Raw genomic sequence first — 11996 nt, forward strand, 5'->3', positions numbered from 1 at the left:
GCGCGCGCGGTCGAGATGGTCGGCGCCGAGGGCGTGCGCATCCCGCTGCGCGACGACGGCGACGGCCTCTTCACCGGCCCGGCCGGCCCCGCCCGCGCCGGCGCGCCGGATTCGTACCAACTGGAGATCGCGTGGCCGCAGGCGCGCCAACGCTGCGCCGATCCCTACGCCTTCGGCCCCCTGCTGCCGGCCCCGGCGCTGGCCGCCCTGGCCGCGGGCGACTGGCGCGCCGCGCGCGACTGGCTGGGCGCGCAACTGGCCAGCGTCGACGGCGTGGCCGGACTGCGCTGCGCGGTCTGGGCGCCCAACGCCCGGCGCGTGGCCGTGGTCGGCGACTTCAACAGCTGGGATGCGCGCCGGCACGGCATGCGCCGGCGGCACGAGGCCGGGGTGTGGGAATTGTTCATCCCCGACGTCGCGGCCGGCGAGCGCTACAAGTTCGCCGTCACCGATGCGACCGGCGCGATCCGCCTGCGGGCCGATCCGCACGCCCGCCGCGCCGAGCTGCCGCCGGCCACCGCGTCGGTGGTGGACGATCCGGCGCCCTATCCGTGGACCGACGGCGACTGGATGCTGGGACGCGGCGGCCGCCACCAGCCGAATGCGCCGATCGCCATCTACGAGGTCCATGCCGGCTCCTGGCTGGCGCCCGACGGCCAGGGCTGCCCCTGGCGCCTGTTGGCCGACAAGCTGCCGGCCTACGCCGCGTCGATGGGATTCACCCACGTCGAGCTGATGCCCATCATGGAGCATCCCTTCGGCGGCTCGTGGGGCTACCAGCCGCTGGGCCTGTTCGCGCCCAGCGCGCGCCTGGGCACGCCGGCGGGGTTCGCGCATTTCGTCGACCGCTGCCATGCCGCCGGCGTGGGCGTCATCCTGGACTGGGTGCCGGCCCACTTCCCCGACGACCCGCACGGCCTGGCGCGCTTTGACGGCACGGCGCTGTACGAATACGACGACCCGCGCGAGGGCTATCACCCCGACTGGCACACCCAGGTCTACAACCTGGGGCGCACCGAAGTGCGGGCATTCATGGTCGCCAGCGCGCTGCACTGGCTGCAACGCTTTCACGTCGACGGCCTGCGCGTGGACGCGGTGGCCTCGATGCTGTACCGCGACTACAGCCGCCAGCCCGGCGAATGGATCCCCAATCGCCATGGCGGACGCGAGAACCTGGAGGCGGTCGATTTCCTGCGCGTATTGAACCAGACGGTGCGCGACGAGGTGCCCGACGCCATGATGATCGCCGAGGAATCGACCGCCTGGCCCGGCGTCACCGCCGCGGTGGCGGACGGCGGCCTGGGCTTTCACTACAAGTGGAACATGGGCTGGATGCACGACACGCTGCGCTACCTGGCGGAAGATCCGGTGCATCGCAAATACCACCACGCCGGCCTCACCTTCAGCATGGTCTACGCCTATGCCGAACGCTACGTCCTGCCGCTCTCGCACGACGAGGTGGTGCATGGCAAGGGCTCGCTGCTGCGCAAGATGCAGGGCGACGCCGCCGCCCGCTTCGCCGCCCTGCGCGCCTACCTGGGCTACATGTGGGCGCATCCCGGCAAGAAGCTGCTATTCATGGGTGGCGAGATCGCCCAGGCCGCCGAATGGAATCACGATACGCCGCTGGACTGGAACCAGCTGGACGACCCGGCGCGCAAGGGCATGCAGCGCCTGGTGGGCGACCTGAACCGGCTCTACCGCGCGCAGCCCGCGCTGCACGCGCGCGACGCCGATCCGGCCGGCTTTGCCTGGGTGGTGCTGGACGACGCCGACAACAGCGTGGTGGCTTTCCTGCGCACCGACGGCGTCTCGCAGCTGCTGGCGATCAGCAACTTCACGCCGGTCACGCGCACGGGCTATCGCGTCGGCGTGCCGCTGGCCGGGCGCTGGGCCGAAGTCCTCAACACCGACGCCGGCGGCTATGGCGGCGCGGACAGCGGCAACCTGGGCCTGGCGCGCACCCATGCCGCGGCCGCCCATGGCCACATGCAATCGCTGGAACTGACGTTGCCGGCGCTTTCCACCCTCTACTTCACGCATCAAGGCGACTGACCATGGATCCCTCCCTCCTGACCCGCATGACCGCCGGCCAGCCCTATCCACTGGGCGCCGTCAGCGACGGCCTGGGCGTGAACTTCGCGGTGTTCTCGGCCCACGCCACCCGCATCGAAGTCTGCCTGTTCGACGCCCGCGGCCGCAAGGAACTGCGCCGCTTCGACCTGCCCGAATGCACCGACGAGATCTGGCACGGCTACCTGCCCGACGCGCAGCCCGGCCTGGTCTACGGCCTGCGGGCCCATGGTCCCTACGATCCGCGCAACGGCCATCGCTTCAACCCGCACAAACTGCTGCTCGACCCTTACGCGCGCCAGCTGACCGGCCCGGTCAACTGGAGCGACGCGCTGTTCGGCTATCGCCTGAACCACGCCCGCGCCGACCTGTCGATGGACCGCCGCGACAGCGCGCCCGCCATGCCCAAGGCGGTGGTGGTGGACGACCTGCCGTTCGACCGGAGCGGCAGCAAGCGGCCCGCCACCGACTGGTGTGACAGCGTGATCTACGAAGTCCACCTGCGCGGCGTTTCGATGCAGCGCGAAGACCTGCGCCAGCCGCTGCGCGGCACCAGCGCGGCGCTGGCCGACCCGCGCTTCATCGAGCACCTGCAACGCCTGGGAGTCACGGCGGTGGAACTGCTGCCGGTGCATGCGTTCCTGCAGGACCGCTTCCTGCTCGAACGCGGGCTGCGCAACTACTGGGGCTACAACACGCTGGCGTTCTTCGCGCCCGAGCCGTCTTACCTGCAGCACGGTCCCAACGATCTGCGCCAGGCCATCCGCCGCCTGCACGCGGGCGGCCTGGAAGTGATCCTGGACGTGGTCTACAACCACACCTGCGAAGGCAACGAACTGGGGCCGACGCTGTCCTGGCGCGGGCTGGACAACGCCAGCTACTACCGCCTGGTGCCGGGCGAGGAACGCCACTACATCAACGACACCGGGTGCGGCAACACAGTCAACCTGTCGCACCCGCGCGTGCTGCAGATGGTGACCGACTCGCTGCGCCATTGGACGCGCTCCTATGGCGTGGACGGCTTCCGCTTCGACCTGGGCGTGACCCTGGGCCGCGAAGGCACCGGCTTCGACCCCGGTTCGGGCTTCTTCGACGCGCTGCTGCAGGACCCGGAACTGGCGCATGCCAAGCTCATCTCCGAACCGTGGGACATCGGCCCCGACGGCTACCAGCTGGGCAACCACCCGCCCGGCCTGGCGGAATGGAACGACCGCTACCGCGACACGGTGCGGCGCTACTGGCGCGGTGACGAAGGCCAGCGCGGCGACATGGCGGCGCGGCTGACCGGCTCGCGCGACGTGTTCGACCGGCGCCACCGCCGCCCCTGGGCCAGCGTCAATTTCGTGACCTCGCACGACGGCTTCACCGCGCGCGATGTCGTCAGCTACGACGGCCGCCACAACGAAGCCAACGGCGAGAACGGCGACGACGGCCATTCGGAAAACTACAGCAGCAACTGGGGCGCCGAAGGCCCCACCGAAGACGACGCGATCCTGCAACGCCGCGCGCGCGTGCAGCAGGCGCTGCTGGTGACGCTGTGCCTGTCCGACGGCACGCCGATGCTGCTGGCCGGCGACGAATTCGGCAACAGCCAGGACGGCAACAACAACGCCTATTGCCAGGACAACCCGCTGTCCTGGCTGGACTGGACCCAGGCGCAAAGCGACGATGGCCGGGCGCTCAGCCAGGGGGTGGCGCGCGCGCTGGCCCTGCGGCGCGGCCACCCCGCCCTGCGGGCGGCGCGCTACGGCGACGCCGCCCGCGAAATCTGTCCCGGCGTGGCCGCCATCGGCTGGTTCAATCCCGACGGCCTGCCCATCGAAGCCGCCTCCTGGGAGGACGGCGCCCAGAAGGCCATGGCGCTGCGCCGCGCGGCCCTGCGCGACGATGGCAGCGCCGACGTGACGCTGCTGCTGCTCAACCCCGGCGCCGAGGCGGTGACGTTCATCCTGCCGCAGCCGGCGCTGGCCTGGATCCGCGAGCTGGACACCTCCGCGCCGGTCGCGGCGGCGCCGGTCGGCGCGAACGAGGCGGCGGTCCAGGGCCACAGCCTGGTGCTGCTCAGCGCCACCCACATCGCCGGACAAACGCCATGACCGCCTGGCCCGAACCCTACACCTTCGGCGCCCTGCCGCTGCCCGACGGCCGCACGCGCTTTCGCCTGTGGGCGCCGTCGGCGTCGCCCGGGCTGGCGCTGCTGATCGAGGGACGCGCGCCGATCGCGCTGCACCCGGACGCGCAGGGCTACGCGCAGGCGGATGTCGATTGCGGCCCCGGCACGCGCTACCGCTACCGCCTGGGCGACGGCCTCACGGTGCCCGACCCGGCCGCGCGCCTGCAGGACGGCGACGTCCACGACGCCAGCATCGTCACCGGCGCCGACGCCTATCCCTGGCAACACCCCGGCTGGCGCGGCCGGCCGTGGGAAGAGACGGTGCTGTACGAAGTCCACGTCGGCCTGGCGGGCGGCTACGCCGCCCTGCGCGGGCGCCTGCCGGCGCTGGCCGACCTGGGCGTCACGCTGCTGGAACTGATGCCGCTGGCCGACTTCCCCGGCCCGCGCAACTGGGGCTATGACGGCGTGCTGCCGTATGCGCCGGACACGGCCTATGGCTCGCCCGACGAACTGAAAGGCCTGATCGACGCGGCCCACGGCCTGGGCATGGGCGTCATGCTGGACGTGGTCTACAACCACTTCGGGCCCGACGGCAATTACCTGCCGCGCTATGCCGCGCCGTTCTTCCGCGACGACGTGCAGACGCCGTGGGGCGCGGCCATCGACTTTCGCCAGGCCGCCGTGCGCCGATATTTCGAGGAAAACGCGCTGCACTGGCTCGGCGAATACCGTTTCGACGGCCTGCGGCTGGATGCGGCGCATGCCATTGTCGGCCACGAATGGCTGGAGGAACTGGCGCGGCACGTGCGCGGTCAATTGCCCGGCCGCCACGTGCACCTGGTGCTGGAAAACGACGACAACCGCGCCTCGCTGCTGCAGGCCGGCTACGACGCCCAATGGAACGACGACCTCCACCACGTGCTGCATCACCTGCTGACCGGCGAATCCCATGGGTATTACGCCGACTATGCGCGGCAACCCGCGCAGGCGCTGGCCCATTGCCTGGAGCAAGGCTGGCTGTACCAGGGTCAACCGTCCGCCCATCGCGGCGGCCGGCCCCGCGGCGAACCCAGCGCCCACCTGCCGCCCAGCGCCTTCGTGCTGTTCCTGCAGAACCACGACCAGACCGGCAACCGCGCCCACGGCGAACGCCTGACGCGCCTGGCGCCCACGGCCGACCGGCTGCGCGCGGCGGTCGCGCTGCAACTGCTGGCGCCGCAGGTGCCGCTGATCTTCATGGGCGAGGAAAGCGGCAGCCAGGCGCCCTTCCTGTACTTCACCAGCCACGCCGACCCGGCGCTGGCGCAGGCCGTGCGCGCGGGGCGGCAACGCGAATTCGCCGACTTCGCCGCCTTTGCCGGGGCCGGCGGCGCCGCGGACCCGCCCGACCCGAACGCGGCCGAGACCTTCCTGCGCAGCCACCCCTGGGACGCCGGCCACGCCGACGCGGCCGGGCAATGGCGCGCCTATTACCGCGCCCTGCTGCACCTGCGCCGGCAACTGCTGGCGCCGCGCCTGCGCGGCGCGCAAAGCCTGGGCGCCCTGGCGCTGGGCGCGCATGCCGCGCAGGCGCGCTGGCGGTTGAACGATGGCGCGGTGCTGACGCTCTACGCCAACCTGGGCGGCGCGCGCGAGCCCTTGCCCGCGGCCCTGGCGCCGCGCGGCGATTTCGCCGACCTGTTGTTCGAATCGCTGCCCGGCGCCTTCGATTCGCTGCGCGCGGGCAGCCTGTGCGGCGACAGCGCGGTCTACTTGCTGGAGTACGCCCCATGAGCGCCACGCTGTCGGAACTGGCCGTGGCCGCCGGCCTGGCCGAGCATTGGACCGATGCCCGCCACCAGGCCTGCACGGTGGCCCCCGACACGCTGCGGGCCCTGCTGCGCGCCATGGATCTGCCGGCCGACAGCGAGGCCGACATCCACGACAGCCGCGCGCGGCTGGCCGCCGCCCACAGCGAAGCCCGCCTGCCGGCCATGCTGGTGGCCGTCGCCGGGACCACGCTGCGGCTGCCGGCCGCCTGCGCCGGTCGCTACGAAATCACGGCCCCGCAATCGGCGCAGTTGGCCGGCCGCGCCGTCGCCGGCGCTTCCGGCCTGCCGGAACTGCCCGTGCCCGCGGCGCCCGGCTACTACACGCTGGCGTTGGCGGCCGGCACCACGACGCTGGCGGTGGCGCCGCCGCGCGCGCCCACCCTGGCGCAGCTGCTGGGCCAGCCCGATGCGCGCGCCTGGGGCCTGGCCACACAGGTCTACAGCCTGCGGCGGCCCGCGCCCGACCTGGTCCACGCCACCCACGGTTTCGGCGATTTCGGCGCGTTGCGCGATCTGGCCGCGAGCGCCGGCGCGGCGGGCGCGGACGCGCTGGCGATCAGCCCGGTGCATGCCATGTTCGCCGCCGATCCGGCGCAGTACAGTCCCTACTCGCCCTCCAGCCGGCTATTCCTGAACACGCTGTACGCCGACCCCGCCGCCGTGCTGGGCGACGATGCCGTGCGCGCGGCGCTGGCGCAACTCGGCTCCCAGGCACAGCAGACGCTGCAGACGCTGGAGGCGCAGGACCTGATCGACTGGCCGCAGGCCGCGCGCGCGCGCCAGCGGCTGCTGCGCCAGTTGCATCGCGATTTCGACCATGCCGCCAACTCGCGCCAGCGCCAGGCCCTGCAGGCCTTCCGCGACGCCGGCGGCCAGGATCTGCGCGATCACGCCCTGTTCGAGGCGCTGCATGAGCACCTGGCGCGGCAGCCCGCCGCGCCGGGCAGCTGGACCGAGTGGCCGGCCGGCCTGCGCGATCCGCGCTCGCAAGCGGCGCGCGCTTTCGCGCAGGCGCACGGCGAGGCGCTCGACTTTCACGTGTTCGCCCAATGGCTGGCGGGCGCCAGCCTGGCGCAGGCGCAGCAGGCAGCGCGCCAGGCCGGCATGCGCGTGGGCCTGATCGCCGACCTGGCGATCGGCGCCAGCCCCGCCGGCAGCCATGCCTGGAGTCACCAGGCCGAGCTGATGCGGCGCGCCAGCGTCGGCGCGCCGCCCGACATCCACAACCCGCTGGGCCAGGCCTGGGGCCTGACCGCGCTGTCGCCGCAAGCGCTGCGCGAAACCGGCTACGCCGCGTTCATCGCGCTGCTGCGCGCCAGCCTCGCCCAGGCGGGCGGGCTGCGCATCGACCACATCCTGGGCCTGGCGCGCCTGTGGCTGGTGCCCGACGGCGCGCCGGCCGGTGACGGCGCCTACCTGCGCTATCCGCTGCGCACTCTGCTGCGGCTGGCGGCGCTGGAGGCCTGGCGCCATCACGCGCTGGTCATCGGCGAGAACCTCGGCACGGTGCCGGAGGGCTTCGACGAGGCCCTGCACGACCATGGCCTGCTGGGCATGGATGTGCTGTGGTTCATGCGCGAGCCGCCCGCGGCGCGCGGCGCGGCGGCATTCAAGGCGCCCGGGGCCTGGCCGGTCCAGGCCGCCGCGATGACCACCACCCACGACCTGCCCACCCTGGAAGGCTGGTGGCAGGGCCGCGACATCGAATGGCGCAACAACCTGGCGCTGCTCGGTCCGCAGGAACGCGAGACCGACCTGCGCGCGCAGCGCGACGCCGACCGCGACAGCCTGTGGCGCGCGGTGCGCGACCACGCCCACCTGCCGCCCGACCCGGCGCCGGCGCAGACACCCGTCGCCGCCCTGCTCGCCTTCGTCGCGGCCGCCCCCTGCCCGCTGGCCCTGGTGCCGCTGGAGGACGCCACCGGCACCCTCGACCAACCCAATCTGCCGGGCGCCGGCGCCGGCTATCCGAACTGGCGCCAACGCCAGCCGCTGGCGGCGGCCGGGTGCCTGCATGATCCGGCGGTGCGCGAGCGGCTGGCCCCGCTGCGGTCGCTGCGAGGACGCAAAGCATGACCGCCACCGACCACGCCCCCGCGCCGGCCCCGACCCGGCCGCGCGCCACCGCGCGCCTGCAATTGCATGCGGACTTCCCGCTGGAGGCCGCGCGCGCGCAACTGCCCTATCTCGCCGCCCTCGGCATCAGCCACCTGTATCTGTCGCCGATCACGCAGGCGCGCGCCGGCTCCACTCACGGCTACGACGTCACCGACCACGGCCAGGTCAACGCCGAACTCGGCGGCGAGGCCGCATTGCGGCGCCTGGCGGCCGACTGCCGCGTCCGTGGCATGGGGCTGATCGCCGACATCGTGCCCAACCACATGGCCGCCAACGTCGCCAACGGCTGGTGGGCCGACGTGCTGCGGCGCGGCGAGCGCAGCCCGCATTCGCGCTGCTTCGACATCGACTGGCGCGCGCCCGATCCGGCCCTGCGCGGCAAGGTGCTGCTGCCGGTGCTGGCCGATCCCTACGGCGTCTGCCTGGAGGCCGGCGGCATCGCCCTGGCGCACGACCCGCGCGCCGGCTACGTCATCGCCGCCGGCGGCCAGCGCTATCCCGTGGACCCGGCCTCGCTGACGGCGCAGGACCCGGCGCAGGCCTGCGCCGACCACGACGCGGCCCACCCGCGCGGCCGGCAGCGCCTGCATGCGCTGCTGGAGCGCCAGCACTACCGCCTGGCCTGGTGGCGCACCGCGCCCGACCAGATCAACTGGCGCCGCTTCTTCGAAATCAGCGAGCTGGTCGGCGTGCGGGTCGAGGACGATGTCGTGTTCGACGCGGTCCACGCGCTGCCGCTGCGGCTGTACCGCGAAGGCCTGCTGGACGGGCTGCGCATCGACCACATCGACGGCCTGGCCGCGCCCGGCGCCTATCTGCGGCGCCTGCGCGGAGCGCTGGCGCGGGCCGGCGCGGAGCGCGCCAGCGCCGGCCTGGCGCCCGCCCCCTACCTGATCGTCGAAAAGATCCTGGCCGAGCGGGAAGCGCTCGATCCGCGCTGGGCGGCCGACGGCACCACCGGCTACGACTTCATGGACCAGGTGGGCGCGCTGTGGCACGCGCCCGCCGCGCAGGACGCGCTGGTCGAATTCTGGCGGCAGTTGGACGGGCAGGCGCAGGCGCCGGCGGCGCAACTGACGCTGGCGCGCCAACTGATGCTGGCGCGCCACTTCGCCGCCGAACGGCTGACGCTGGTGCGGGCGCTGACCCGGATCGCCCGCCTCGACCTGCGCACGCGGGACTGGACCGGTCCGGCGATCGACCGCGTGCTGACGGCCTTGCTGGCCGCCTTTCCGGTCTACCGCAGCTATGCCGAGGACGGCGGCCGCGGCCCGGCCGACCAGGCCTGCTGGCAGGCGGCGCTGGCGCAGGCCCGCGCCGCCCTGGACGCCCCGCCGGACAGCGCCGACGCCCGCTTGCTGGACCAGCTGGACCACTGGCTGGACGGCACGCCCGGCGCGCCGCCGACCGAGGAAAGCGCCAACGCGCTGCGCAGCGCGCGCGGCCGGGCCTTGCGCCACTTTCAGCAGCTGACGCCGCCACTGGCGGCCAAGGCGCTCGAAGACACCCTGTTCTACCGCTACGGCCCGCTGCTCTCACGCAACGAAGTCGGCTCCAGCCCCGGACGCTTCGCGCTGGCGCCGGACGCCTTCCTCGCGGCCTGCGCCGCCCGCGCCCGCCGTCATCCCGACGCCATGCTGGCCACCGCGACCCACGACCACAAGCGCGGCGAAGACAGCCGCTGCCGCCTGGCCGTGCTGACCGAGATACCGCAGGACTGGCGCCGGGTCGCGCGCGGCTGGATCGACCGGATGCCGACCGATCGCGGCATGCCGGCGGCGACCGACCGCTACCTGCTGCTGCAAAGCCTGGTGGGCGCCTGGCCGCTGGACCTGCGGGCTGAAGACATCGACGAGCGTCCCGCCGCCGTGGCCGCCTGGCTGGAGCGGCTGGCCCGATGGCAGCAAAAGGCCCAGCGGGAAGCCAAGCTGCACACGCGCTGGACCCACCCTGACGCGCATTACGAGCAGGCCTCGCAAGCCGTCATCGACCATTTTTCGGCGCATGCCGCTGGCCGCGCGCTGCTGCGGGATATCGCCCGCTACGCGCTGCGCATCGCCCCCGCCGGCCTGGTGAACAGCCTGGCGCAGACGCTGCTGCGCAACACGCTGCCGGGCGTGCCCGACCTGTACCAGGGCACCGATCTGTGGGATTTCAGCCTGGTGGATCCGGACAATCGGCGGCCGGTCGACTACGCGGCGCGCCACGCCCTGCTGGCGGCGGCGCGGCCCGAAGGGCCCATGGACACCGGCGCGGCCGCCTGGCGCAGCGGCGCGGTCAAACAGGCGCTCATCCAGCGCACGCTGGCGCTGCGCGCGCGCTTTCCCGCGCTGCTGCGCGAGGGCAGCTGCGAACCGGTCGCCGCGCGCGGCGCGCGGGCCGGCAATGTCATGGCCTGCCTGCGCCGGCATGCCGGCATGACGCTGCTGGTGATGGTGCCTCGCCTGTGCGCCACGGCGCTGTCCGGCCAGGCCCGGGGCGACGCGCCGGCCGGCGCGGCCTTTTGGGAAGACACGCAGCTGCAACTGCCGGACGCCGCGAACCTGCTGTTCGAGGATCCGCTGTCCGGCCAATCATGGCGCTGCGGCCCGGCGGGCGAGCTTGCGGTCGCCACGGCCCTGCGCGCGCTGCCCGTCGCGCTCGGCCTGGCCTCGCGCTAGCGGACGCGACCAGGCCGAGACCGCGGCTCAACGCAGCGGCTGCGTCCAGGTGGACAGGCGCGGCCGATAGGTTTCCCGCACATAGCGGGCCAATTCGATCTCGACCGTCGAGCGCGGGGCCGGGTCCTGATCCGGATGCAGCAGCCGCTGCGCCGCGGCCAGGGTGCGGCGCGCGCAGCGCTCGGCGTCGCTGACGGCGGCCTCGGTCACGACGGCGTCGGCGGGCGAAACGGGAATGAGGGTGACGGACATGGCGGCTTCTCCAGGAAAAAGGGACTCTGGCGGACAACGTTTCAAGCGGGCTGCGTCCGAGCCTGAGCAAGTGGCGTGCCCGGGCGCGGGCGCGTCTGGCGCCTGGCGCCCCCCCGCCGGCGCCAGGCATGCGGTTTGCTGAACTGCCGGCCCGACCCTCGGCCATTCCAATGTCCTCGACTACGCTTTCGCGCCCCCCTTGCTTCCGTCTCGATGGCCTGCACGCCGTGCTGGCCCGCGCCACCTCGCCCATCGGCGCGTCCGAGGCCCTGATGCGCGCCCTGGTGGCGGCCGGCTGCGACCGCCTGCCCCTGCCCGGCGGCGGCGACACGCTGACGCGGTGGCGGGCGCTGGCCGCCGTGGCCGCCGTCGACCTGTCCCTGGCCAAACGCTTCGAGGGACACGCCGACGCCCTGGCGATTCTGGCCGAACTCGGGGCGCCGGCGCCGCCGCCGGACAGTGTCTGGGGCGTCTGGTGCGCCGAACCGCCGCAGCACCGGGTCACGCTGACGCCCCAGGGCGACGGCCGGCTCGACCTGACGGGCGTCAAGGCCTGGTGCTCGGGCGCCGCCGGATCGAGCCACGCCGTCGTCAGCGGCTGGACCCCGGCGGGCGCGCCATGGCTGGCCTCGGTCGCGCTGGCGCAACCGGGCGTGCGCCTGCTGCCGGATCCCTGGTTCGCGCCGGCCATGCGCGACAGCGCGACGGTCGCGGTGTCGTTCCAGCACGCTGTGGGCATGCCGCTCGGCGCACCCGGGCAGTATGTGAACCGCCCCGGCTTCCTGCATGGCGGCGCGGGCGTGGCCGCCTGCTGGTACGGCGGCCTGACCCGGATTTTCCAGCGCCTGCAGGCCAGCGCGGCGCGTCCGCCGCTCGACCCGTTCCGCCTGGCGCACCTGGGCGCGGCCGACGTGGCGCTGTGCCAGGCGCGCTGGGCGCTGCGCTCGGCGGCCGCGGCCATCGACG

Annotated in this window: 7 protein-coding genes; 6 read left to right on the forward strand and 1 reads right to left on the reverse strand. The window is 73.5% G+C overall.

Annotated features, from left to right (window positions below; all coding sequences use genetic code 11):
* The 5 genes from glgB to treY all read left to right on the forward strand — a co-directional run.
* The coding region (gene glgB / locus H0523_RS30260; RefSeq protein ID WP_180180261.1) for a 1,4-alpha-glucan branching protein GlgB at positions 1-2055 on the forward strand (2055 nt) is incomplete at its 5' end.
* 2 nt (positions 2056-2057) lie between these two features.
* Positions 2058-4169 carry a glycogen debranching protein GlgX gene (glgX, locus tag H0523_RS30265; RefSeq protein ID WP_054431845.1) on the forward strand — a complete coding sequence of 704 codons (2112 nt, stop codon included), beginning with the start codon at positions 2058-2060 and terminating at the stop codon, positions 4167-4169.
* A complete protein-coding gene (gene treZ / locus H0523_RS30270) occupies positions 4166-5962 on the forward strand; it encodes a malto-oligosyltrehalose trehalohydrolase (RefSeq protein WP_054431846.1) in 1797 nt (598 codons plus the stop codon). The genes glgX and treZ overlap by 4 nt, the downstream gene beginning before the upstream one ends.
* On the forward strand, positions 5959-8076 hold the full coding sequence (malQ, locus tag H0523_RS30275) for a 4-alpha-glucanotransferase (protein WP_054431847.1): 2118 nt from the start codon (positions 5959-5961) through the stop codon (positions 8074-8076). The genes treZ and malQ overlap by 4 nt, the downstream gene beginning before the upstream one ends.
* Positions 8073-10778 carry a malto-oligosyltrehalose synthase gene (treY, locus tag H0523_RS30280; RefSeq protein ID WP_054431848.1) on the forward strand — a complete coding sequence of 902 codons (2706 nt, stop codon included), beginning with the start codon at positions 8073-8075 and terminating at the stop codon, positions 10776-10778. Before malQ ends, treY begins: the two co-directional genes overlap by 4 nt.
* Positions 10779-10805: 27 nt before the next feature.
* Here treY and H0523_RS30285 read toward each other — a convergent pair whose 3' ends face one another.
* On the reverse strand, positions 10806-11030 hold the full coding sequence (locus H0523_RS30285) for a hypothetical protein (protein ID WP_054431849.1): 225 nt from the start codon (positions 11028-11030) through the stop codon (positions 10806-10808).
* A 170-nt stretch (positions 11031-11200) separates the two neighbouring features.
* Here H0523_RS30285 and H0523_RS30290 point away from each other — a divergent pair.
* Positions 11201-11996 (forward strand): acyl-CoA dehydrogenase family protein (locus H0523_RS30290; RefSeq protein ID WP_180180262.1); only part of this gene is annotated, 796 nt, incomplete at its 3' end.

The sequence above is a fragment of the Achromobacter insuavis genome, from assembly GCF_902859645.1.
Classification (GTDB): Bacteria; Pseudomonadota; Gammaproteobacteria; order Burkholderiales; family Burkholderiaceae_B; genus Achromobacter; species Achromobacter insuavis.